This window comes from Dietzia sp. Die43 (assembly GCF_024519835.1).
In the GTDB taxonomy this organism is placed as follows: domain Bacteria; phylum Actinomycetota; class Actinomycetes; order Mycobacteriales; family Mycobacteriaceae; genus Dietzia; species Dietzia kunjamensis.
On the sequence record NZ_JALJRF010000009.1, the window covers coordinates 85,392 to 108,462 of the forward strand.

Genomic DNA, 23,071 nt, shown 5'->3' on the forward strand with positions numbered 1-23,071 from the left:
CGGCGCTCACCCGTTCCTCCGGCCCGGCGCGCGCAGCTTGGGCGCCCGCATCATGCCGGTGGCGGCCTCTGCCAGCGCCGGTGCCTGACGTGGGGTGGGCAGCGGCCGGCGCGCGTCGTGGGACAGGCGCAGCAGGATGGCGACCAGTGCGTAGTTGGCCAACAGGCTGGAGCCTCCGTAGGCCATGAACGGCAGAGTCAGGCCGGTGAGGGGGATGAGGGTGGAGACGCCGCCGACCACGACGAACATCTGGATGGCCATGGTGGACGCCAGGCCCACGGCGACGAGCTTGCCGAAGCTGTCGCGGATGGTCAGGCCGACCCGGATGCCGCGGAGGATGAGGATCGCGTAGACCATCAGCACCGCGGCGAGGCCGATCAGGCCCAGTTCCTCGCCGATGGTGGAGGTGATGAAGTCGGTGTTCGCGAACGGCACCTGGTCGGGTCGGCCGTTGCCGAGCCCGGTGCCGCCCATGCCGCCGGAGGCGAGGCCGAACAGGGCCTGCGAACTCTGGTAGCCGCCGGTGTCGAAGAACGCGAAGGGATCCTGCCAGATCTGGAACCGCACACGAACGTGCCCGAACAGGGCGTAGGCCAGCACGCCGCCCACGGCGACCAGGACCACGCCGATGAGCAGCCAGCTCACCCGCTCGGTGGCCACGTACAGCAGCGTGAGCACGGTGGCGAACAGCAGGAGCGCCATGCCGAGGTCGGTGTTGAACACCAGCACGCCCAGGGACAGGAACCAGGCCACGATGATCGGCCCGAGGTCGCGGGCGCGCGGCAGGTCCACGCCCAGCACGCGCTTGCCGGCGGTGGTGAACAGCTCGCGCTTCTCCACCAGGATCGAGGCGAAGAAGATGATGAGCAGGATCTTGGCGAACTCGCCGGGCTGGATGGTGAACCCGGGCAGGATGATCCAGTTCTTGGCGCCGTTGATCTCGGAGAACCGGGAGGGGAGCAGAGCCGGGATCGCCAGCAGTGCGAGGCCGGCGAACCCCATCGTGTAGCCGTACCGGGCCAGGACGCGGTGGTCGCGCAGGAAGTACAGCACGACCGCCATCACGGCCAGGCCGAGGAACGTCCACAGCAGCTGCCGGGTGACGTCCATGCCGGGCGGGTCGTTCCCGGCCGCCGCGGCGTTGGCCGCGTACGACAGGTCGAGCCGGTAGATGAGCACCAGCCCCAGCCCGTTGAGCAGCGCGACGCCCGGTAGCAACACCGGGTCGGCGTAGGGGGCGAGCCAGCGGATGAGCAGGTGGGCGCCGCCGGCGAGGCCGAGGAACGCCAGGGTGATCCACAGCAGCGCCAGGGACAGCTCCTGCTCCTGGGCGAGTTGGACCAGCAGCAGCGAGAACCCGACGATCACCGCGGCGGCGACGAGCAGGACTAGTTCCTTGCCCCGGCGCGGGCTGTCGGGCACCGCCTGGCCGCGGGGATCGGATGCGGGTGAGGCCGACGATGGTGAGGCTGATGCGGGGGAGGACATGAATCAGCTCACCGCCCGGCAGGTCTCCCCGGGCACAGGTGCGGGGGTCGTGGGGGAGGGGGGAGTCGCCGGTTCGTCCGTGGGGGCGGGCTCGCCGGGCGACGGCGACCCGGTGGGTAAGGGGGAACCCGTGGGAGAGGGCGTCTCGGTGGGAGAGGGGGACCCGGTGGGAGAGGACGACGACGAGGTCTGCTCGCGCGGGCGCTCCTGCTGCTCACGGGGTTCGCACGGCGGCAGGAGGTTGTCCTCCGTGAGCCGGGAGACCTGGGCGCCCGCCTCGGCGAGGCTGCCCGACGGCAGTCCGGCGCGGACCGTCTCCCGGGCGGGTTCGCGGAGATCCCCGAGGGTGAACACGTCGCACCCGGCGGGGATGGCATCGGGGGAGTGCATGGTCAGGTCGCCCTCGCGGGTCAGGCACCCCACCTGGATGACCGAGGCCAACGAGATGCCGAAGACCTCCCCGGAGATGCCCCTCTTCACCACGACCTGGCTGTCCGATTCGGTGACGAAGTAGTTGCTGCGGACGAGCAGCGCGGACACGCCCACGATCCCCGCCAGCAGTACGAGCACCCCGACGACGCTCAGGGCGAAACGCCATCTGCTGCCGCGCGGTGGGGCGGCGTCGACCTCGTCGTCGTCGGATCCGTTCCCACGCCCGTCACCCGACGCGCCGGCTGCCCCGGACGTGCCGGCGGCTCCCCCGCGTGAGGCGACCTGGGCGCGCGAGAACGCGGCGGCCTTACCGGCCGCGGTGTCGGAGTAGGGGTCGGCGGCGGGGTCGATCTGGCCCGGCTCGTCGCCCGACGCCGCGCCCACCACCACCGGGATGACCGGCGCGTCGCGCGGGGAGTCCAGGACGTCGGCCAGGACGACCGTGATGTTGTCCGGCCCGCCCGAGCGCAACGCCAGCTGGACCAGCCGGTCCGCGGCCTCCTCGACGGTGCCGGTGGCCAGCGTCTCGGCGATCGTCTCGGTGCTCACCGGGTCGGACAGGCCGTCGGAGCAGAGCAGGTAGCGGTCGCCGACCCGCGCCTCGCGGATGACGGCGGTCGGCTCCACCGGCTCCCCGGTCAGCGCCTTGAGGATGAGCGAGCGCCGCGGATGGGTGTGGGCCTCGTCGGCGGAGAGCTCCCCGCGGTCGACGAGGGACTGGACGAAGGTGTCGTCCTTGGTGATCTGGGTCAGCGTCCCGTCACGCAGCAGGTAGGCCCGGGAATCACCCACGTGGAGCAGGCCCATGCGGCGGCCGTCGAACAGCAGCGCGGTGGCCGTGCACCCCATGCCGTCGGTCTCCGGGTACGCCTCGACGTGGGAGGCGATCGCCTCGTTGCCGACCGTCAGCGCGCGGGTCAGGGCCCCGGTGAGATCCTGCCCCGGTTCGTCCTCGTCGAGCCGCGCCAGCGCCGCCACGACGAACTGGCTGGCGATCTCACCCGCGGCGTGGCCGCCCATGCCGTCGGCGAGGGCCAACAGCCGGGGTCCGGCGTAGGCCGAGTCCTCGTTGTTCTCCCGCACCATGCCCAGATGTGAGCGCGCGGTGTAGACGAGCGCCGGGGTCACGTGCGCAGCTCGATCACGGTCTTGCCGATCCGGATCGGCGTGCCGGCGTCCACCTTGACCGGGGTCGTCACCCGCGATCTGTCCAGATAGGTGCCGTTGGTCGAGCCGAGGTCCTCGAGGAACCAGTCGGGGCCGTGCGGGGACAGGCGGGCGTGCTGGTTGGAGGCGTAGTCGTCGTCGATCACCAGGGTGCACGAGTCGGCCCGGCCCACCAGGACCGGCTGCTCGGACAGGGTGATCCGGGTACCTGCGAGCGCGCCCTGGGTGACCACGAGATGCCGGATCGCCCGGGAACCGCGGCCGAACATCCCGCCCCGACGCTCGCCGCGGCCGGACGACCGCATCCCCACGTTGCCGAAGACGTCGGTCTTCAGCGCCCGCAGGGTGAGGTAGATGAACAGCCACAACAGCGCCAGCAACAGGCCGCGCGAGAGCTGCAGAACGAGTCCCTGCACTGGTGCCGTCCTCCCCTCGCCCGCCGATTCACCTCGGACAACGTGTGGCCGCCCCCGGTGGTTCCGGGGGTCATCCGTGTCGAGGCTAGTCGAACCGGACGGTGATCTCCGAGTGTCCGACCCTGATGACGTCGCCGTCGGCGAGTTGCCAGTCCTGGATCGGCCCGTCGTTCACCGTGGTGCCGTTGGTCGAGCCGAGGTCGGTGAGAACCGCTTCCCGACCATCGAAATGGATGTCCGCGTGCTGGCGTGACACCCCGGTGTCGGGAAGGCGGAACGCGGCGTCCTGCCCGCGTCCGAGCAGGTTAGAGCCCCGCTGGAGGCGGAACGTGCGCCCCGAGCCGTCCTCGAGGTGCAGCGTGACCGTCAGCGAGGCCCGGCCCTGGGTGATCTGGGTCGGGGCGTCCGACGGGCCACCCCAGCCCGCGCCCCGGGCTCCGGGGCCGGTCGAGACCGGGTAGTTGGAAGCGGGTGCCTGCATGTCGCTGTTCTCCTTGCTCGCACTCGGCTCGTCCACGCCCCGTCGGTCCCCACCCGGCGACGACGGCGCCGGATGATCCGGCGCCGGCGCCGGTGCGGCGGCCGAGATGTGGAACGGGACGGCGTCGGGGTCCACGACCCCGTCGATACGCATCTGTCCGGTGTGGAGGTCATCGCGCTCCACGAAGGTCACGGTGACCGGGCCGTAGGTCTCCCAGCCCTGCTCGGAGATGTGGTCCGACAGGTGGCGGGAGAAGGTCTTGACGGCCAGGGCCTCGTCCTCGGTGAAGGAGGCGTAGTCCGACCGGGCCAGGGTGATGGTGTAGCTGTTGGACACCAACAGGTGCCCGTCGACCACCTTGAGGGAGGCCTCCGCCTGCTTGCGGAGCTGCGACTCCACCTCGGCCGCCACGACTCTCCCGCCGAAGAGGCGGGCGAACGCGTCGCCGACCGCGCCCTGCAGAGTGCGCTCGAACTTTCCGACGATCCCCACGCCTCGCCTCCTTCCTCGTGGTGGGCCCGGCCATCTTGCCGGCCTGGCTGTCCTCGCGCCGCCCGCGGCGGCATCCGGTCGATCATAGAGGCGGTGGCGGTGGGAAGCACGCTTCCAGCCGCAGGGAAGCCCTCACCAGCCGATTAGTGCGGTCGGAACGCCGCGTGTTAACGTATTCGGGCGTTACTCGGGCGAGTGGCGGAATGGCAGACGCGCTGGCTTCAGGTGCCAGTGTCCTTCGGGACGTGGGGGTTCAAGTCCCCCTTCGCCCACACATCGGGAGCACCCCGGATCGTCTCTGACGGTCCGGGGTGCTTTTTATTGCGCACCAACTTCACGCCACTAAGCATCCGGGGCCTATGGCATGTGTCACAAGGTCCCCGAAAACGATCCCACCGGCTCGTTCGCGGTCCACTGTGTCCCGTAGGCTCTGCCGGAAGTTCTTCCGGTGGACGTGGCGCCACCCTGCCCGCGCCGGAGGACGACGCCGTAACGGTGGACGAAGCAGGGGTAACCATCCCACCCCGAGCCGCTTCGTGAGCTCTGATCTCGGATCGGTGACTGGAGCGCACCCCGGGCACACACGTGCCGGGCCTGTGGAGAATACGTAGAACACGCCAAAACTCGAGACGTCAGAGCCGGCGCACACGCGTCGGCTCGCTCACAACGCAGTAAAAGGATGCCCTATGGCTTCGAGCCTTGAAGAGATCCCTGATATGAAGCCGGACTCCGATGTCCGGGATGCCGGTGTCGCGCCGTCGGTGATCGGTGTGGTCGCCGAGTCCAACCCGGCGGAGAACCGGGTGGCGGCGACGCCCGAGACGGTGGCGAAGCTGATCGACCTGGGCTACCGGGTCGTGGTGGAGCACGACGCCGGTACGCGCGCGGAGTTCGCGGATGCCGCGTACGCGGAGGCCGGTGCCGAGCTGGCCGATGGTGACGCCGCGTGGTCGGCGGACGTGGTGATGAAGGTCGCCGTGCCCACTGAGGCCGAGGTGGCGCGGGTCCGGTCGGGCGCGACGCTGGTGGGGCTGTTGGCGCCGGCGCAGAACGAACATCTCCTCGGTCTGCTCGCCGAGCGCGGCGTGACCGCGCTGGCGATGGATGCGGTCCCGCGTATCTCGCGGGCGCAGTCGATGGACGTGCTGTCGTCGATGGCGAACATCGCCGGCTACCGCGCGGTGATCGAGGCCGCTCATCACTTCGGACGGTTCTTCACCGGCCAGGTCACCGCGGCGGGCAAGGTCCCGCCGGCCAAGGTCCTGGTCGCGGGTGCCGGCGTGGCGGGTCTCGCCGCGATCGGGGCAGCCTCGAGCCTGGGCGCCATCGTCCGCGCGACCGATCCGCGCCCCGAGGTGGCCGACCAGGTCAAATCCATCGGTGGCGAGTACCTGCCCGTGGAGGTGCCCGAGGAGGAGAAGGTCGTCTCCACTGACGGGTATGCCAAGGCCACCAGTGAGGCCTACGATCGGGCCGCGGCGAACCTCTACTCGGAGCAGGCAGCCGACGTGGACATCATCATCACCACCGCGCTGATCCCGGGTCGGCAGGCACCGCGCCTGATCACGGCCGCCGACATCGCGACAATGAAGCGCGGCTCGGTCATCGTCGACATGGCGGCCGCGCAGGGCGGCAACGTCGAGGGCAGTGTGGCCGACGAGGTCGTCGTCACCGAGGGCGGTGTCACGATCATCGGTTACACCGACCTGGCCGGGCGGCTGCCCGCGCAGGCTTCGCAGCTGTACGGCACCAACCTGGTCAACCTGACCAAGCTGGTCACCCCGGACAAGGACGGGGCGTGGGCGCTGGACATGGACGACGTGGTCCAGCGCGGTGTGACGGTGACACGGGGCGGCGAGATCATGTGGCCGCCCCCGCCGGTGCAGGTCAGTGCCGCCCCCGCGGCGGCCGCTGCCCCCGAACCGGTCGAGCCCAAGCCTGAGAAGAAGAAGATGTCGGCCGGCGCGAAGCTCGGCCTGATCGCCGCCGGCATGGCGTTGCTGCTGCTGCTCACCGCGGTCGCGCCGGGGGACATCCCGCGCCACATCACGGTGTTCGTGCTGGCGATCGTGATCGGCTACTACGTCATCGGCAACGTGCACCACGCGCTGCACACCCCGTTGATGTCCGTGACCAACGCGATCTCCGGAGTGATCGTCGTGGGTGCGTTGCTGCAGGTCGGGATCGACAACACCCTCGGCCTGGCGCTCGCCGCCATCGCGATCCTCGTCGCGTCCATCAACGTCTTCGGCGGTTTCGCCGTGACGCGTCGCATGCTCGGCATGTTCTCGAAGGGAGCCTGAGCAGATGTCTGTTGAGACCGCCGCCAATGCGGCCTACCTGGTCGCCGCACTGCTGTTCATCCTGTCGCTCGCCGGGCTGTCCAAGCACGAGACCGCCCGCCGGGGCCTGACCTTCGGCATCGCCGGCATGGCGCTGGCCCTGGTCGCCACCGTCGCGCTGGTCATCGACCACCAGCCGGCCACCATCGGCATCGTGTTGATGGTGGTGGCCGTCGCCATCGGCGCCGTCATCGGCCTGATGCGCGCGCGTAGCGTGCAGATGACCGAGATGCCCGAACTCATCGCCCTGCTGCACTCGTTCGTCGGCCTGGCCGCCGTGCTGGTCGGGTGGAACGGTTACCTCGAGCCCGAGCTGCACGGTGAGCTCACCGGTTCGCTGCTCGGCATCCACCACGCCGAGGTGTTCATCGGCGTGTTCATCGGTGCCGTCACCTTCACCGGTTCGATCGTCGCCTACCTCAAGCTGTCGGGGAAGATGAAGTCCGCACCGCTGGTGCTGCCGGGCAAGAACCTGATCAACCTCGGCATCCTCGTGGCGTTCGTCGCGCTGACCGTGTGGTTCGTCATCTCCCCCGCGCTGTGGATGCTCATCGTGGTCACCGCCCTGGCGCTGGCCCTGGGCTGGCACCTGGTCGCCAGCATCGGTGGCGGCGACATGCCGGTCGTGGTGTCGATGCTCAACTCGTACTCCGGCTGGGCCGCCGCGGCCACGGGCTTCCTGTTGGGCAACGATCTGCTCATCGTGACCGGCGCGCTGGTCGGCTCCTCCGGTGCGTACCTGTCCTACATCATGTGCAAGGCGATGAACCGCTCGTTCTTCTCCGTCATCATGGGCGGCTTCGGTATCGAGGCCTCGTCGGGCGAGGGCAAGGACCACGGCGAGCACACCGAGATCGATGTCGCCGGTGCGGCCGAGATGCTGGCGGATGCCTCGAGGGTGATCATCGCCCCCGGTTACGGCATGGCCGTGGCACAGGCGCAGTATCCGGTCGCCGACCTCACGCGCACCCTGCGTGAGCGCGGTGTCGATGTGCGCTTCGCCGTCCACCCGGTCGCCGGCCGCCTGCCCGGCCACATGAACGTCCTGTTGGCCGAGGCCAAGGTGCCCTACGACATCGTGCTCGAGCTCGACGAGATCAACGACGACTTCGCGGACACCGACGTGGTGCTGGTCATCGGTGCCAACGACACGGTCAACCCGGATGCCGCCGAGGACCCGGGTAGCCCGATCGCGGGTATGCCCGTGCTCCACGTCTGGGAGGCCGAGAACGTCATCGTGTTCAAGCGGTCGATGGCCGCCGGTTACGCCGGCGTCCAGAACCCGCTGTTCTTCCGCGACAACACCCAGATGCTGTTCGGCGACGCCAAGGACCGCGTCGACGACATCCTGGCCGCGGTCAAGGATCAGCAGGGCGCCAGGGCCTGACGCGCCGAACCGCCCGTTCGACCGTTCGCCCGTTCGACCACATCCGCTACCCGTCCTACGGATCCGCTATTCCGATTGGAGTAGCGGATCCCGAGGGGGAGTAGCGGATGTGGTCGTCTGTCGTCCGCGTGGCGGCCGTCGGGCGGCGGGGTGAGGGACTCGGGTTACGGCTCCGAGGCCGGTCCCCAGGCCATGGAGTGCTATCTCAACACCCGGTCGATCGCGATTCGGAACGTCTGACCGAGGTCGGGGACGACCAACGCCGGGGCCTGCAGCGGAGTCGGATAGAACCGGCGGCAGACCCCCGGGCCGCCCCGCCTGGTCACTGCTTCTTCAGCGCGTCCGTACACCGCAGACGGAGCTTCTCCAGTTCGCGTCCGTGCTGCTCCGCACGCTCGACCAGCTTCTCCAGCGTGGGCCGGGGAAGCCGGGGGTCGTCGATGTCTAGCAGAGCCTTGAAGCCGAGCGTCTTGCCCGTCACGGCGAGGGTCAGCGCCTCGAGCTCGACCAGATCGCTCAGCGGGGAGCGCTCGGCGGCCCGCCGGTTGGGCTTGAGCTGGCCGAACTTCTCGGCGGCCTTGGCTGGCAGGTCCTTGAGCATCGAGGGTGACGTCCCCACCAGCGTCATGAGTTCCTCGAGGATCTTCAGATCGTCCACGGTCTCGTCGCCGATGCGGGCGACGATCTCCCTCGTCTCCGGATCCTCGTGGTCTTCGGCCACGCGGCGGAACAGGTCGATCCCGGCGGCGGCACCGGCGTGGTGGTCCTGCATGTACGTGTGCAACATCTCGGTGGCCATGTACTGACGGTACGAGAGCGGGCGCGGGAGGCAACCGATCGGACGGCCCAGAACCTCAGCGCGCGAGGAGTCCCTTCGCGATGTGGGTCACCTGGATCTCGTTGCTGCCCGCGTAGATCATGAGCGACTTGGCGTCGCGGGCGAGCTGCTCGACGCGGTACTCGGCCATGTATCCGTTGCCGCCGAACAACTGCACGGCCTCCATCGCCACCTCGGTGGCCGCCTCGGACGAGTACAGCTTCATCGCCGACGCCTCGGCGAGCGAGAGCGGCTTGCCGGCACGCGCGCGCTCGATGGAGTTGAAGACCATGTTGCGCACGTTCATCCGCGCCACCTCCATCTTCGCCAGCTTGAGCTGGATCAGCTGGAAGCGCCCGATCTCCTGGCCCCACAGGGTGCGCTCGCGGGAGTAGTCGACGCACAGCCGGTGGCACTCTTCGATGATGCCCAGCGCCATGGTGGCCACCCCGATCCGCTCGGCGGTGAAGCTCGACCGCGCCGACTCGCGGCCGTCGCCCCCGCGACCGGACTCGGACTCGCCGAGCAGCCGGTCCCTGCCGAGGCGGACGTTGTCGAAGAACAGCTCCCCGGTCGGGGAACTGTGCAGGCCCATCTTCTTGAACGGAGCACCCTGCGTGAGGCCCTCCATGCCCTTGTCCAGTACGAACGTCAGGACCTTGCGGTCGCGCTTGTCGGCATCCGTGGCCGGACCCGTGCTGCCCGCTCCACCCGACCCCTCGTCGAGCTTGGCGTAGACGATCATCACGTCCGCGTACGGCCCGTTGGTGATGAAGGTCTTCTGGCCGTTGAGGATGTAGTCCTCGCCGTCGCGCCGCACGTAGGTCCGCATGCCGCCGAAGGCGTCGGAACCGGAGTCCGGCTCGGTGATCGCCCATGACGCGACCTTCTCCATGGTCACGATCCCCGGCAGCCAGCGTTCCTTCTGCGCCAGCGTGCCGCGGGACATGATCGTGGTCGCGCCCAGCCCGAGGCTCACGCCGAGCGCGGAGACCAGCCCCATGCACGCGCCGGCCAGTTCGCTGGTCACCACGGCCATCATGGAATCCCGGCTGGCGAGGTCGCCGCCGGAATCGCCGCCCTCGTCGTCGTCCCCCCGCCCGCCGACACCGCGCGGCGCGTCACCGGATGCAGCCCCGCCGCCCGCCGCCCCGCCGCCCGCGGTCCCGCCCCCGGCGGCCGCGCCTACGGTCTCGCGCGCCCGCTCCTTCGCCAGCATCTTCTCGACCCCGTCCCGGGCCATGGCGTCGATGCCGAACTCGGCGAACAGCTTCCGGATGATCGGGTAGGGCGGGATCTCACCGCTCTCCAGGGCGTCGAGCTGGGGGCGGATCTCCTTGGCGATGAAGCCGCGCACGGCGTCGCGGATCATCAGGTCGGTCTCGGACCACTCGTACATCGGCGTCTCGTCTCCTCGGTGCCCGGGGGTGTGCCGCGTGTCACTGCAACACGTGTCAGCTCAGTGTGTCGCGACCGGGTCGACGGCCGCGGCCGTTTGCGGCGAATGGCCGGCCCGGCGACGACGGGGTCGGGCACACTCGGGGACATGAGTGCCCTCCAGGACAGTGCATCCCACCGAACCCGCCACCGCCCCGCAGGTCGCGAGCAGCTCGGCCGGATCGGCCTGTGGACCGGCTCGCTGGAGGGACTGACGCCGGCGGCGATCCCCGACGTGCTCGGTGAACTCGACGACCAGGGCTGGGGCTCGCTGTGGTTCGGCGAGGCCGTCGGCCGGGAGGCCTTCACCGCCGCGCAGCTGTACCTGGGCGCCACGCGCCGGATGGCGATCGGCACCGGCATCGCCAACATCTACGGCCGCGACGCCTCGGCGGCGGGGGCGGCCGCCCGCACGATCGAGGCGATGCACCCGGGCCGGTTCGTCCTGGGCCTCGGCGTCTCGCACGCGCCGCTGGTCGAGCGCCACCGCGGCCACCACTACGGCCGGCCGCTGTCGGCGATGCGCGAGTACCTCGACGCGCTCGACCGGACTCAGCCCATGGCGGCGGGCGAGGACACCATGCCGCCGGTCGTGCTCGCCGCGCTCGGCCCCAAGATGCTCGAGTTGTCGCGCGACCGCACCGCCGGCGCCCGCCCCTTACCTGACCCTGCCCGAGCACACCGCGCGGGCGCGCGAGATCCTCGGCGGGACCGCCGACGACGGGCCGGCCCTGGTCGTGGAGCACGCCGCGGTGGTGGCCGAGGGGGTCGACGACAACGAGGTGTGGCGGTCGCGGGCCCACGATCACCTCAACGTCTATACGGGCCTGCCGAACTATCGGAACTCGTGGACCCGGCAGGGGTTCGACGAGTCGGACTACGTGCGCGGGGGCAGCGATCGGCTCAAGCATGCGATGGTCACCCGCGGGGTCGAGGCGACGCGGGCGCGGGTGCAGGAGCACCTGGACGCAGGGGCCTCGACCGTGCTGGTGCAGGTGCTCGGCGAGAACGTGCTGACGCCGCCGGTGGAGGACTGGCGGATCGCGGCCGAGGGGCTGCTCGGCTGACGCCTGGCCCGACAGGTTTTGCCGACTGGAGACGCGTCGGTTGCCAGAGGGGCTTGTCAGTCTCTGTTTTTTGGAGAGCCGGTTGATCCTCGCCACTGACCGCTGGCGACGCTCGTAGATCTCCCCAGTACTCCTTAGCAGCAATGTGGTTTGTCGAGTACACCCCAGGGGGACGAGCACGAGTCCGCCATCGTCGCTGTGTCACAAGGTGGTTTCTAGAGTTATGAAACGCCGTCCCTTCGGGTCTAGTGTGTAGTGGTACAGATTCCGGACGAAAGGCTCTTTCGATGGCTGATCGAATCGGGATGTTGCTCAATCGCTCGGGTGACGGTGGCGAGGAGGTGCTCATCGTCAGCCGCGGGAGCGTGCGTACCAGGTTCCGTCGCCGGGACGAGCTGGACTGGTCAATCCGAGTCGAGTCCACGGACTCGGAGAATATCGTCGAGGGAGAATCGGGGCCGGCCCGGAAGCCGGCTCGCCGGTCCTCGCGGCCTCGTGGGCAGCGGGTGGCGTACGTGCGGGTGTCGGCCGCGGATCAGAATGAGGCGCGTCAGCTCGAGGCGGTTGGGGAGTGCGATCAGGTCTATATAGAAAAGCAGTCCGCACGCTCTCGCGCGGACCGGGTGAAGCTCGCTGAGTGCATCAGGTACCTGCGGGACGGTGACGAGCTCGTCGTTGCATCGATGGACCGACTCGCTCGCTCCCTCGTGGATCTTAAGCAGATCGTTGGCGAGATCACCGCCAAAGGCGCGAGCGTGGAGTTCGTCCACGAACGCGCCACTTACGCCGCCGGCGCCCAGGATCCACGAGCAGACCTGATGCTTTCGCTGCTCGGGGCGTTCGCCGAGTTCGAGCGGGCCATCATCCGTGAACGCCAAGCCGAGGGCATTGCCATCGCCAAAGCGAAAGGCAAATACAGGGGACGCAAACGCGTGCTGACCGACGAACAGATCGGTAAAGCCCGAGCCCGCGTGGAGGCAGGGGAGGGGCCGTCAGCGATCGCTCGAGATCTCGGGGTAGGCCGCTCCACCCTGTATCGCGCCCTCCAGCGCCGCGCACCGTGACAGCGCCGCGCACCGTGACCGCTGATGGTCGGCCCGTTGCGCTGTTCAAGGGCGTGCCGCTTGAGGGGTAGCCGATACTGGACTTGTGACCGAAGTTCATCTGAAGGGTCGATTGGTGTGTCGCGACGAACGCGAAGCCGCTCTTGTCGACACCCACTTGCCATGTCATGTTGAGTTGACGCGAGCTGAGCAGGGCTGCAGGTCATTCTCGGTGACCCGGACCGAGGATCGTCTGGTGTGGGGCGTCGAGGAGGTCTTCGACGACGCCGCTTCGTTCCGCAGGCATCAGGAGCGGGTTCGCGGCAGTGAGTGGGGGATAGTGACAGCAGGTATTGAGCGCGACTACTGCATCACGGGGCTCTGACTCGGCATGACTACTTTCGCCGCAGACAGTGCGGATGCAGTGATTCCGCTGGCCTTTGACGTCGTATGGCTCCTCGCCGGCCTGGTGTGGTTGCTGATCCCGGTCGCGATCGTCGTCGCTGAACGGCGCCGCGCAGCGCCGTGGCCCGAGACGTTCCTATGGTTCATGGTGGCGTTCCTCCTGCCCGTCGTGGGGCTGATCATCTGGGCCCTCCACCGGGCAGTCGACGCCAGGCGGGCGACCTCGCGGTGAGCAGCGCGACGCCGGCTGTCCTGCGTAAGTACGAATCGGCGCTCACTGGCGCGCGGTCGACCGGAGGGGGATTACCGGCGTGACCGGATGGGTGCCATGCGGAGTCGAGGGGCGCATCGCAGCGTTGCTCGAGGCGCGGACCGTGAGCGCGGTTCGAGAACTCTTTCCGCACGGGGTGCGGATCCTGTGTCCGATCACGCTCCGTGCGGGCCGTGACGTGGCCGGTTGGTGTTCATGGCGTGAGGTTGCTGAGTGGGTGGGTGCGCAGTATCCGCCCCGCCGCGGATTGACGGCGATGATCGACAGCGCCACCTCCCCGGAGCAAGCGACGGATGTGGATCGTTTCGTCGGGTGCAGCGCGGGCCCTGCCATCGAGATCGTGCAGCGCTTTTCTCGCACCGCGTCTTGTCAGGAGTGGAAGGCGGCGATCTGGACGGTGTGGGGTGATCCAATCGGAGACCCCGAGGACACGCGCATCATCAAAATCGTGGACGACAGCGCTTATGGCAGCGACTACGACTACCAGCTGGTATCGGCCTCGACCGCCGCTCTTACGGACCCGTTCCTCTACCCCGAACCATCCTTCTTGTGGTCCGACGACGAGACGCTGTTCCTCGAGGTTCAACCGGAGACAGGATGGATTGAGGTCTACTCGACTAGGCCGGATCTGGTCGAGGAGGTGCGAAGCGACATCCAGTGGGAAGTAGTCCCGCTGATCCGCGACCTCCCGCAGTCCTAGCTGTGGCGACGCTGGGATTTTCGCTCGCGGTAGGTGCTGCAGCATGACACCGGGCTGCCAGTCAGTCCTGGCAGAACCCCGCCACTGAGCGCCGCAATCGAGGGGTCTTGCGATGGGGAACTCGTCGGCAGCCACCGACTGACACGCGTACCTGTCCCGATCCCGCACAGTGCGACAACTAGGAGGTACCCGTGGAGGCATTCCTGATTCCGCTACTGCCTCCGGTAGCCCTGTCGCTTGCGATCTGGATTTTCACCGTCTGGGTTTCCTTCAAGGCGACCGGGCGAGGTGCCAGACGAAGTGCAGCCGCTGTCTCTGCAGTGCTGTCGATTTGCGGAGCGATCGCGTTCCTCGGCTTCGCCGGCAGTGACGACTACAACGACTACCCCGGCTATACCTGCGCCCTTCGCGACGGTCACGTGCCGGACGGCTTTCCTCCCGAACGGCTTCCCCCGCAGGAACAGGTCAGCACATTTCACACCAACCTCAACTGGTCCCATGGGTACGAACTGCTCCCCGCCGGGGTTCGCTGCACCTACTGGACCAGGGACGACCCCCGCGTCAGCATGGTTACCCACAGCCCGTGGTCGTACTCCGTGTGGATCTACGGACTACTGGGCATCGCTCTGATTCAAGCGGTCCGCGTCATCAACCCGGACCTTCTCTCTCGGCGGCGCACCTGGTCTTCGTGAACAAGCACGATGTGTAGCGCGTTGCGACTCACAAACCGAAACTGCGGGTCGACAGTCTCCGTCCCACAACCAAGGAACTGGGACGGCCTACGCAGTTCTTAGGAATCGGGGGCGGGGGAGAGAGAGGAGACGCCCGCCGGTGGAGATGTTGGGGGCACGGCTCTCTTCGAGAAGTGCACGTTGGCGCGGCTACGCTCGGCGCATGTCCGATGCTCCACTTTCCCGAGTCAGCGTCCGGTTCGTGGCCGAGGACGGCCACGTCACGACTCTGGTGGTGGGCGACGCCATCGAGTGGCACCTACGCTTTCAGGCCTGAGGCGGTGCAACTGGCCATCCGACCGGTCACCGGTTCACCTGGATGGGTGCACCCTCAAGTTCCCAGTAGCGCTGAGCGCCTGAGAACGCCAGCTTGCTCCGTTGTTAACGCATACGACTTCTGCGACGATAACCGGGTTGAGACCGTCCCTCCCAGCAAGGAATTGATTATGCGCCGCACCCTTGCCACGCTCGCCGCCGTCACATTGGCCACTGCATCAATGCTTGTCGGTGTGGGACAAGCGAACGCTCAGGACGCCTGGCCCGTTGATCCCGGGCAGGGATCTCCCGTCCGGCCAGTCGACGTGACCAGCTTTGCGCTCACCCCTGACCGTCTGGAGTTCTACAATCCCTTCATCGGCCTGCCGAGAATCATCTCGCCGTTTGGCACGACCACGAAGATCGTGTGTACCGGGTTCCGCGGGTACGACAACTGCTGGCAGGCCGACCAAGCCGGGAACCCACACAAGCTGCGCCCCATTCTGGGCCTTGGATCGTCTACTCCAGCGTCCAACGTCTTCCTGTACCCGGGCATGATCCCCGGACTCTAACGAGATTCACCTCCTTCGTGAACTAATCGTTCAGTTTCGTGTCGTACCCGCATGGCACGGTGGATGTGAACGACGCAAACTGACGTTGCTCACTTCGTCGCCAAGGCGACTTCTCGACACAGGAGGCATGACGATGGCACGACTGGTCAAAGAGCTGACAGGCCCGAACGAAACTGGGCGTTGGGGCGCCTCAGCAACCGATCTCGGGTTCCCGGCGATCACCAACCACGGGTACACGATCACGATCTTCGGCGACACCTTCGTCGACCACGTCGGCGGCAGCGGCTGGAGGTCTCCAGTCGGGTTTCGCCAGTCCAACCCAGACATTGAGAACGGCATCCGGTGGGACAACGCCATCGGCGGCGCCTACGCCAAAGAGATGATCAACTATCAGCACCGCGGAACGGTCCATGCTGGCGAGCTCCCGGACGGCTTCACCAACATTCCGAACGACCTGATCCACCTGCCCGACGGCCGGTACATGATGACAACTTTCGCGATCCGGTCCTGGGATCCGATCTCGCCCGGCGGGAGCTGGGCGACCTTCCACTCGCGCATGTGGACCTCGACCGAAGCCCACGCCGAGAACTGGGAACGCACGTGGGATCTGGAGGTCAATCGCGAGAACTTCGACTTCCCTAACGTGGGGGAGTGGAGTCACTTCCAGAACAACACGATGCTCATGCTCCCCGGCGAACCTTGGGTTTACATCTACGGCACCAACGAGGGCCGTTGGAACGGCGGCGGCATCCATCTCGTGCGCGTGGACTGGCGCAGCATGTGGAACCGTTCAACCTATGAGTTCTGGGGTCGAGACGGCGGCGGAACATGGGCATGGCGCCGCGGTGGTTTCACGACCCCGATCCTCACCCCCACGGTTCCTAACAACGCCATCGGCGAGCTCTCCGCTCAAGTCATCGACGGACGAGTCGTGCTCTCGTACTGCGACGGCATCCTTGGCGCCGTCACCCGGACCGCTCCTCGCCCGGAAGGCCTATGGACGATGCCCGCCATTCAGGTCACCGGAGTCGAGCAGCCAGCCCTTTACGCGCCGGCGATCCATCCGTACAGCAACTTGGGCCGTGCGCAAATGCTGCTGTCAGCGTGGCCGCAGGTGAATGGCCAGACGCTCTACTACGGCACGAGGCAATGGGAGGTCAGCCTCTTCGGTGGAGGGTCCGGCTCCCTGAGTTCCTCTCCGACGGCGCGGGCAGCGACCGAGAACCTGTCCTCCGAGTCCAGTCACGTGACCGAGGAGTACACGGGGGACCTGGCGCCTGACGTCTCTCAGCTCCCCGTGGCCGAGCAGGTCGCGGTTCTCGCGGACGCAGTCGACGCCGAGGTCGATCATGATTGGCTCCGCTCTGCCTTACAAGGAGAACTCGAGGACGATCGCACAACCCCGGCCGATCACGAAAACTATGACCCGATGACCGCGGAGTAGGCCCTTCTCGAGCGGACTCCTCGGCGGTGCGCCCCTTGGCCCGGGCGTCCCGGGCGGTGTCGCTTTTCCGCAATGTCTGTCGGATCAATTAGTGGCCGCCCAGAACGGGTGCAGTTCTGGGCGGCAGCAATGCCAGCGTTGCGTCCGTCGTCACCGCACTCAGATCCACAGCATCCGGGAACAGGAAACGTTACGTGTTTCCGGCGTTCCCCGACCCAAGTCCGAACGGATGGGGGAGTCGCCGTCGGCGAGCACGCTCCAGCCGCCACGCAGCCAACCAAGTAGGGGAGCCGTTATTCCTCGGGCTCCTGCGCTGGCGCCGCGACGTCGTTGGCCTCGCGGGCTTCGCCCTGAACGGCCACGGCGCATACCCAGACGCCCTCGCCGAACTGCCCACCAACTGCCCTGAATAGCGTACACAGAACGGTTAACTATCTGTCCACCCTAAACCAGTAGGTGCCGTCCACGATTTCTGAATTTGCCAAGTTGATGCCCGGCTCTCCAATTGTGAAAGCTGCAAGTTCGCTTGCATACCTCGCTAAGTGGTCGGTGTGCGCCTTGATAACGGAGGCGTCAATTCGAAGAGCAATAGCAAATTTCAATTCGCCAAAACTATATTTGATCCATGCGCTGCCATCGCCAAGTACTCCAGCGTCGCGTACGCCTACGCACCAGCATTCGGTTAATGTGTTAGTGCGAATCTCGTTCAGCAAGTAACAAAGGAAGCGCGACGGCATATCTCGGTTGGCGTCGTCGCAGTACCGCGACTGCAATTCGCGATGGCATTGGGTGATGAATGGAAAAGCCCGCGAGTGCTCATTTTCTGAAAACGTGTCAGTCCAGTGGTTCTCGGTTGGCCCGTCTTGGTTCATAACTTTGCCGCTCTAATGTAATGGTAACTTTAGGATTCAATATCTGTCGCACAAAAGCGTAACCTGGGCAACGCCGGTGTCGGGGCATCGCTCAACTGCGATGCCCCGACGGGTTACCTAGTTAGTTGTACGGTGGCGGAGTATCGTCAGGATGTGGAGGGACTGCGTAGCCTACCCAAATCGGACACAGTTGGTCGCTAGGCGGCGTATTCTCACAGTAGATACTGAGATTGCCTAGCATCTCGCTGCCAGGCGGGGTGTTCTGGGTGGTTGATCGCACTTCGATAGAGCGAACCCGCTTACTTTCCCATTGACTGCAATCGACGGGAATTGAGTTAATGACACGACATGTCAAGCGGTCGAACCAGTTTGTGAATACTCCAGCGGTGGGATTCGACTGAGACTCGTTACAGCCCCCCGCGTTTCCTACCGTCGCCTTCCATATGTTTCTGTTCCATACCCAGTGCTTACCCCGTGCCTTATCGTAGCCAAACGGTTGGTCTCCCGTTGCCCCATCGAACCAGTACCCTCGTCGGAGAATACTGGATGAGTATGTTCCACCTTGGGGCGTTTTCCAAGTGTCACACCTAGCAATTCGGCTCGTGGCCATTTGCGGGACTGTACTTTCAACGGTGTAACTCCGATCTAGGAGGTACACGATGAGTAAGCAGGTTGAGCCGGCGCTGGCGCCGGTCGCGACGGAGGTCAAGGAGCAGCCGGTGTCGACGACGGCGGGTGAGCAGTCACCGGTGGTGGACAAGGAGCTGGTGGCGCAGTTGGTAGGCCAGGCCCAGCGGCAGGGACTGTCCGTGGAGGGCGAGGACGGTCTGCTCGGGCAGCTGACCAAGCTGGTCCTGGAGTCGGCCCTGGAGGGCGAGATCACCGCTCACCTGGGCTACGACAAGCACGAGCGGTCCAAGGGCGTGGACGAAGGCAACGCTCGCAACGGTACGAGGTCCAAGACGGTGTTGACCAAGGCCGGACCGGTGGAGGTCGATGTGCCGCGGGATCGTGCTGGCTCGTTCGAGCCGGTGGTCGTGCGCAAGCGGCAGCGCCGGCTCGGGTCGATCGAGGACATCGTGCTCTCACTGTCGGCCCGTGGGATGACACATGGTGACATCTCGGCGCACCTGGCCGACGTGTACGGCTCGGAGGTGTCGAAGACGACCATCAGCACCATCACCGACAAGGTCCTGGACGGGATGGCCGAGTGGCAGAACCGCCCTCTGGACCCGGTGTATCCGGTGGTGTTCGTCGATTGCATCAACGTCAAGGTCCGCGACGGGCAGGTCGCTAACCGGCCCATTTATATCGCGTTGGCCGTGACCGTGGACGGTAACCGCGACATCCTCGGACTGTGGGCCGGCGACGGCGGCGAGGGCGCCAAGTACTGGCTGCAGGTGCTGACCGAGATCAAGAACCGCGGCGTCGAGGACGTCCTCATGCTCGTCTGCGACGGGCTCAAGGGTCTGCCTGACGCGGTGAACACCGTCTGGTCGGACACGATCGTGCAAACCTGCATCGTGCACCTGATGCGCAATAGCTTCCGCTACTCCGCCCGCCAGGACTGGGACGCGATCTCCCGCGCTCTCAAGCCCGTCTACCAGGCCGCGACCGTTGACGAGGCCGAGGAACGCTTCCTGGAATTCCAGGAGGAATGGGGGCAGAAGTATCCGGCGATCGTCCGACTCTGGTCGAACAGCTGGGCCGAGTTCGTGCCCTTCCTACAGTTTGACCGCGAGATCCGGCGGATCGTGTGCACCACAAACGCCATCGAGTCGGTCAACGCCCGCATACGCAAGGCCGTCAGGGCCCGGGGCCACTTCCCCAACGAGCAGGCCGCGCTCAAGTGCGTCTACCTCGCCGTGATGGCACTGGACCCCACTGGCAAGGGCCGAGCCCGGTGGACCCAACGCTGGAAGCAAGCACTCAACGCGTTCGACATCGCCTTCGACGGCCGACTCTCAGCCCACCGCAACTAACCCACTACACAAGCAGAGATACACCGTTAAGTTGACAGACCCCGGTCAGGCGTGGACACCCTCGTTCTGGATAATCAACCCAACCCGGGTGGGGGCTGGTTACACGTCTGGCCGTCCCTGCGCCTGTTCTCCACCGCTGAGTTCTCCAATCTGCCGGGCTGGCCGATGCCCCCTTATGACGGGTTTCCACCGGCCTGCCATGTCGTGGACTATCTCGCTGCCTATGAACGGCGCTACCGGATTCCGGTCCAGCGTCCCGTCACGGTCAACGAGGTGATCTACGAGAAGGGCACCTACCACGTCTGGGCGGGCACGAAGTCGTGGACGACCGAGAACGTGGTCGCGGCCACCGGGACGTGGTCCGCCCCCTTTGTTCCCTCCCACCCAGGAACCTTCGCCGGCACGCAGTGGCATTCCGCCAACTACCCCGGTACAACTCCCTTTCGAAGTACCACAGTCGCGGTCGTGGGCGGCGCGAACTCCGGCGCCCAGATCGCCGCAGAACTCACGAGCGTCGCCGAGGTGACCTGGTACACCCGTCAGCCACCACGCTGGATGCCCGACGAGGTCGACGGACGGGTGCTGTTCCGCCGCAACCGACTACGTGCCCTTGCCCTGCAGCGCGGCGAGCCCGACCCCGGGACAGACTCAGCCTTAGGAGACATCGTCGTCCTGCCAGAGGTGCGCCGCGCTCGGGACACCGGACGGCTGCAGGCCACGCCGATGTTCACCTCACTGGATGAGATCGACGCCGATCACCTGATTTGGTGCACGGGTTTTCGCTCCGCGATCGGGCCGATACGCCGGTTGCTCGACCACGGTCGACCAAAGCATCCGGGCCTCCATGTGGTCGGCTACGGCGACTGGACCGGTCCCGGAGCGGCAACGATCACCGGTGTGGGGCCCTATGCCAAACAGGCTGCCCGGAGAATCGCCGCATCAGTTGGCAGAACCGTGAAATAGGCGCAGCCACCACCAGAGTGATCTCCCTCGGGGGTGAGGGGAGTGCGAGCTATGCCGCCAGTTCGGCGGGGCTCGGATCCCTCCCGTTGGTTATTACGCGCCCTGGGCTGGTGTCGGTCCCCACAGGGCCTGTGCGGACATCAGGGCGGGTTGCCCTTGGGAGCTGGCGAAGTTGTTAGGGAGCGGGCTCCAGGGTGGTGTGGAATGAGGCGGGGTATGAGCCGGACGTAGGTGACCATGCCGACGAGTTCGACGAGGGTTTGGGTGACCACGACGACCGCGACCAGGGCAAATGGGTCGGGCAGGGCCAGGGCGAGGGGCAGTATGACCAGCGAGTTGCGGGTCGCCCCGGAGAAGACCAACGCCCGTGTCGACGGGGCATCCTGGCTGAAGACCCGGCCGGTGAGGATTCCCAAGGGGATCATCACGACGAGGAAGCCGACATAGACCGGGATGACCCGCAGCAGTGAGGACAGATCCGTCCGGACGGCGTCGACTTGCGAGGCAATCACGACGGCGAGGGTGGCCATCATCAGCGGCACCATCAGTGACTCCATCGCGTCCATGAGCTTCCGGGCGGAGGCGGACCGTGCGGCCAGGTACTGCGTGATGGCCGCCAGAACCAAGGGTGTGACGATCAATAACAGGAAGGCCTCAAGGAACGGGGCGACGTCCAAGACCTCGAACAGGCTGGGGCCCATAAATAGGCCCAGGTAGGCAGGCAGCAACAGCATCTGCACGAGCATCAGCAGCGGGGCCGCGGCCAGTAGCCGGTCGTGCGCGGAGCCAGCTAACCCGGAGAAGACGATGACGTAGTCGATGCACGGGGCAAGCAGCACCAGCAATACACCCAGCAGCAGGGCCTGGTCGTCAGCGACGAACCGGGAGAGCCCGTAGACCACGACCGGAACGATGGCGAAATTCAGCACCAACAGCCCGGCCAGGAACCGGCCGTCACGCAGCGCGCGACCGAGCCGGGTCAGCGGCACGCCCAGGAATGTGGCGTACAGCAGCACCATCAGTACCGGGTTGATTGCCTGCTCCAGACCCGGGGCGGCGGAAGGGGTGGCCAGCCCGAACACGGCACCGACCCCCAGGGCCACCAGGTACAGGGGTATCTGCCACCGCTCCAGCCACGTGATCATTGTTCGTCCTCCTCGGGACAGGGCCTTGCCTTCGGCCTCACGTCGCTGACGATCCTGGTCGGCAGTGGCAGTGAGAGTGGGCGGCGGGAGGGCCGGCCGTGATTAGAGTCCGAAGGCTCCGCCGCTGACCAGGATAAAGATGCCCAGGCCGATCAGGACAATGGGGAACAAGATGTGTTCCCAGCGTTCTAAAGCCTCGGCGACTGGCCGACGGGTGGCCACGAACTTGGCCAGGCCCACCAGGACCGAGACCAGAACCAGGAACACGACGCAGTAGGCCACCACGGCTCCCGGGCCGACGCTGAGGAAGACTGGGACGTAGACGCCGATGTTGTCCCCGCCGTTGGCGAAGGTCACCGCGGCCACGGTCCACACGGTCACGTTCTTACCTTCGATTTTGGCGTCGTCGTCGTCATCGTCCCCACGCCAGGCCTGCCACGCGGCCCATAGTCCCAGGCCTAATGGGATCAGCCCGAAGTACGGGATGGCCTCCGAGGGCAAAAACGTCCCGGCGCCCAAGGCCACGAGCACAGCGGCGCCGAGGATGCCTAGGAATCCAAGGTACTGGCCGACCAGGATGCGTGCGGTGGTGCCGCGTTGGCCTGCGCCGCGGGCGAAGAACAGTGAGAGGACGATGATGTCGTCGATATTGGTGGCGATGAACAGACCGATCGCCTGCAGGGCTGAGGACAGGATCACCCCTGCACCTCCGTGGCGTAACAACCCGGCACCGAACAGGCCGGGTCCAGGCAGGAGGCGTTTTCATTGACTGCGAGGGTGACCTCGACCAGGGAGGCCAACGCCCGCGCCAGGTGCGGATCAGCGATCTCGTACCGGGTCTGGCGGCCTTCGGGCACGGCGACCGCGATGCCACAGTCGCGCAGGCACGCTAGATGGTTCGACACGTTCGAACGCGTCAGTTCCAGATCGCGGGCCAGCTCCGCCGGGTAGGCCGTCCGCTCCAGCAGGGTCAGCAGTATCCGCGACCGGGTGGGGTCGGCCATCGCCCGCCCCAACCGGTTCATCACATCCACACAAGACGATATAGTCAGCATTCACTGAACTGTACAGTAGGCGCTGAACTGACTGGGCGTCTGAACAGGTTAGACATTTCTGGGCTCTGTGACTCGGGCGCTACCGCCCCGGAAGGGCCGCGCAGAAG

General features: G+C 66.6%; 20 protein-coding genes, 1 tRNA gene and 2 pseudogenes. 14 read left to right on the top strand and 9 right to left on the bottom strand.

Going from position 1 to position 23,071, the window contains the following annotated elements; all coding sequences use genetic code 11:
* Nucleotides 1-6 precede the first annotated feature (6 nt).
* The 4 genes from NR111_RS09355 to NR111_RS09370 all read right to left on the bottom strand — a co-directional run bounded on the left by NR111_RS09355 (nt 7) and on the right by NR111_RS09370 (nt 4,476).
* The gene (locus NR111_RS09355; protein WP_241261320.1) at nt 7-1,488 is read right to left on the bottom strand and encodes an FtsW/RodA/SpoVE family cell cycle protein; all 1,482 of its coding nucleotides are present in this window, start codon (nt 1,486-1,488) and stop codon (nt 7-9) included.
* 3 nt (nt 1,489-1,491) lie between these two features.
* Nucleotides 1,492-3,048, bottom strand: coding sequence for a PP2C family serine/threonine-protein phosphatase (locus tag NR111_RS09360; RefSeq protein WP_256820645.1), 1,557 nt, complete (start codon nt 3,046-3,048; stop codon nt 1,492-1,494).
* Nucleotides 3,045-3,503 carry an FHA domain-containing protein gene (locus NR111_RS09365; RefSeq protein ID WP_206473879.1) on the bottom strand — a complete coding sequence of 153 codons (459 nt, stop codon included), beginning with the start codon at nt 3,501-3,503 and terminating at the stop codon, nt 3,045-3,047. The genes NR111_RS09360 and NR111_RS09365 overlap by 4 nt, the downstream gene beginning before the upstream one ends.
* Nucleotides 3,504-3,588: 85 nt before the next feature.
* Entirely contained in the window at nt 3,589-4,476 is an 888-nt protein-coding gene (locus tag NR111_RS09370; RefSeq protein ID WP_206473878.1) for a DUF3662 and FHA domain-containing protein, read from the bottom strand.
* A 189-nt stretch (nt 4,477-4,665) separates the two neighbouring features.
* Between NR111_RS09370 and NR111_RS09375 the strand changes: the two genes are divergently transcribed.
* From NR111_RS09375 to pntB, 3 genes are all read left to right on the top strand, one after another.
* A tRNA-Leu gene (locus tag NR111_RS09375) sits at nt 4,666-4,748 on the top strand.
* 444 nt (nt 4,749-5,192) lie between these two features.
* Nucleotides 5,193-6,779, top strand: coding sequence for a Re/Si-specific NAD(P)(+) transhydrogenase subunit alpha (locus NR111_RS09380; protein WP_256820662.1), 1,587 nt, complete (start codon nt 5,193-5,195; stop codon nt 6,777-6,779).
* A gap of 4 nt (nt 6,780-6,783) precedes the next feature.
* The gene (gene pntB, locus NR111_RS09385; RefSeq protein ID WP_067716483.1) at nt 6,784-8,205 is read left to right on the top strand and encodes a Re/Si-specific NAD(P)(+) transhydrogenase subunit beta; all 1,422 of its coding nucleotides are present in this window, start codon (nt 6,784-6,786) and stop codon (nt 8,203-8,205) included.
* Between the two features lie 322 nt (nt 8,206-8,527).
* On the opposite strand, the gene NR111_RS09390 is transcribed toward pntB, so the two are convergent.
* The gene (locus tag NR111_RS09390) at nt 8,528-9,004 is read right to left on the bottom strand and encodes a hypothetical protein (RefSeq protein ID WP_132064063.1); all 477 of its coding nucleotides are present in this window, start codon (nt 9,002-9,004) and stop codon (nt 8,528-8,530) included.
* A 55-nt stretch (nt 9,005-9,059) separates the two neighbouring features.
* A complete protein-coding gene (locus NR111_RS09395) occupies nt 9,060-10,421 on the bottom strand; it encodes an acyl-CoA dehydrogenase family protein (RefSeq protein ID WP_256820647.1) in 1,362 nt (453 codons plus the stop codon).
* Between the two features lie 147 nt (nt 10,422-10,568).
* Here NR111_RS09395 and NR111_RS18700 point away from each other — a divergent pair.
* The 11 genes and pseudogenes from NR111_RS18700 to NR111_RS09450 form a co-directional block, all read left to right on the top strand.
* Nucleotides 10,569-11,063 (top strand): annotated as a pseudogene (locus NR111_RS18700) (LLM class flavin-dependent oxidoreductase); the annotation flags it as partial.
* Nucleotides 11,064-11,196: 133 nt separating this feature from the next.
* Entirely contained in the window at nt 11,197-11,526 is a 330-nt protein-coding gene (locus tag NR111_RS18705) for a hypothetical protein (RefSeq protein WP_256820666.1), read from the top strand.
* A 287-nt stretch (nt 11,527-11,813) separates the two neighbouring features.
* On the top strand, nt 11,814-12,590 hold the full coding sequence (locus tag NR111_RS09410; RefSeq protein ID WP_082923922.1) for a recombinase family protein: 777 nt from the start codon (nt 11,814-11,816) through the stop codon (nt 12,588-12,590).
* Nucleotides 12,591-12,705: 115 nt separating this feature from the next.
* Nucleotides 12,706-12,954 carry a putative quinol monooxygenase gene (locus NR111_RS09415; RefSeq protein WP_253702053.1) on the top strand — a complete coding sequence of 83 codons (249 nt, stop codon included), beginning with the start codon at nt 12,706-12,708 and terminating at the stop codon, nt 12,952-12,954.
* Between the two features lie 6 nt (nt 12,955-12,960).
* Nucleotides 12,961-13,206: a hypothetical protein gene (locus NR111_RS09420; protein WP_156523582.1), complete on the top strand. Its 246-nt coding sequence runs from the start codon at nt 12,961-12,963 to the stop codon at nt 13,204-13,206.
* A 79-nt stretch (nt 13,207-13,285) separates the two neighbouring features.
* On the top strand, nt 13,286-13,945 hold the full coding sequence (locus NR111_RS09425; RefSeq protein ID WP_156523581.1) for a hypothetical protein: 660 nt from the start codon (nt 13,286-13,288) through the stop codon (nt 13,943-13,945).
* 191 nt (nt 13,946-14,136) lie between these two features.
* Nucleotides 14,137-14,637: a hypothetical protein gene (locus NR111_RS09430; RefSeq protein ID WP_156523580.1), complete on the top strand. Its 501-nt coding sequence runs from the start codon at nt 14,137-14,139 to the stop codon at nt 14,635-14,637.
* 485 nt (nt 14,638-15,122) lie between these two features.
* On the top strand, nt 15,123-15,503 hold the full coding sequence (locus tag NR111_RS09435) for a hypothetical protein (RefSeq protein ID WP_017838560.1): 381 nt from the start codon (nt 15,123-15,125) through the stop codon (nt 15,501-15,503).
* A 127-nt stretch (nt 15,504-15,630) separates the two neighbouring features.
* The gene (locus tag NR111_RS09440) at nt 15,631-16,947 is read left to right on the top strand and encodes a DUF4185 domain-containing protein (protein ID WP_017838561.1); all 1,317 of its coding nucleotides are present in this window, start codon (nt 15,631-15,633) and stop codon (nt 16,945-16,947) included.
* A gap of 1,531 nt (nt 16,948-18,478) precedes the next feature.
* A complete protein-coding gene (locus NR111_RS09445; protein ID WP_067717354.1) occupies nt 18,479-19,801 on the top strand; it encodes an IS256 family transposase in 1,323 nt (440 codons plus the stop codon).
* Between the two features lie 42 nt (nt 19,802-19,843).
* Nucleotides 19,844-20,764: pseudogene (locus NR111_RS09450) on the top strand (NAD(P)-binding domain-containing protein); the annotation flags it as partial.
* Nucleotides 20,765-20,904: 140 nt separating this feature from the next.
* Here NR111_RS09450 and NR111_RS09455 read toward each other — a convergent pair.
* The 3 genes from NR111_RS09455 to NR111_RS09465 all read right to left on the bottom strand — a co-directional run bounded on the left by NR111_RS09455 (nt 20,905) and on the right by NR111_RS09465 (nt 22,964).
* Nucleotides 20,905-21,909: an arsenic resistance protein gene (locus NR111_RS09455; RefSeq protein ID WP_017838569.1), complete on the bottom strand. Its 1,005-nt coding sequence runs from the start codon at nt 21,907-21,909 to the stop codon at nt 20,905-20,907.
* Nucleotides 21,910-22,011: 102 nt separating this feature from the next.
* On the bottom strand, nt 22,012-22,608 hold the full coding sequence (locus NR111_RS09460) for a cadmium resistance transporter (protein WP_017838570.1): 597 nt from the start codon (nt 22,606-22,608) through the stop codon (nt 22,012-22,014).
* The gene (locus NR111_RS09465; RefSeq protein WP_031265411.1) at nt 22,605-22,964 is read right to left on the bottom strand and encodes a helix-turn-helix transcriptional regulator; all 360 of its coding nucleotides are present in this window, start codon (nt 22,962-22,964) and stop codon (nt 22,605-22,607) included. The genes NR111_RS09460 and NR111_RS09465 overlap by 4 nt, the downstream gene beginning before the upstream one ends.
* Nucleotides 22,965-23,071 lie beyond the last annotated feature (107 nt).

Excerpts from the sequence above, each read along its gene's own strand:
- NR111_RS09355 (WP_241261320.1), bottom strand. The coding sequence starts at position 1,488 with ATGTCCTCCCCCGCATCAGCCTCACCATCGTCGGCCTCACCCGCATCC.
- NR111_RS09380 (WP_256820662.1), top strand. The coding sequence starts at position 5,193 with ATGAAGCCGGACTCCGATGTCCGGGATGCCGGTGTCGCGCCGTCGGTG.
- pntB (WP_067716483.1), top strand. The coding sequence starts at position 6,784 with ATGTCTGTTGAGACCGCCGCCAATGCGGCCTACCTGGTCGCCGCACTG.
- NR111_RS09390 (WP_132064063.1), bottom strand. The coding sequence starts at position 9,004 with ATGGCCACCGAGATGTTGCACACGTACATGCAGGACCACCACGCCGGT.
- NR111_RS09395 (WP_256820647.1), bottom strand. The coding sequence starts at position 10,421 with ATGTACGAGTGGTCCGAGACCGACCTGATGATCCGCGACGCCGTGCGC.
- NR111_RS09410 (WP_082923922.1), top strand. The coding sequence starts at position 11,814 with ATGGCTGATCGAATCGGGATGTTGCTCAATCGCTCGGGTGACGGTGGC.
- NR111_RS09420 (WP_156523582.1), top strand. The coding sequence starts at position 12,961 with ATGACTACTTTCGCCGCAGACAGTGCGGATGCAGTGATTCCGCTGGCC.
- NR111_RS09435 (WP_017838560.1), top strand. The coding sequence starts at position 15,123 with ATGCGCCGCACCCTTGCCACGCTCGCCGCCGTCACATTGGCCACTGCA.
- NR111_RS09440 (WP_017838561.1), top strand. The coding sequence starts at position 15,631 with ATGACGATGGCACGACTGGTCAAAGAGCTGACAGGCCCGAACGAAACT.
- NR111_RS09445 (WP_067717354.1), top strand. The coding sequence starts at position 18,479 with ATGAGTAAGCAGGTTGAGCCGGCGCTGGCGCCGGTCGCGACGGAGGTC.
- NR111_RS09455 (WP_017838569.1), bottom strand. The coding sequence starts at position 21,909 with ATGATCACGTGGCTGGAGCGGTGGCAGATACCCCTGTACCTGGTGGCC.
- NR111_RS09465 (WP_031265411.1), bottom strand. The coding sequence starts at position 22,964 with ATGCTGACTATATCGTCTTGTGTGGATGTGATGAACCGGTTGGGGCGG.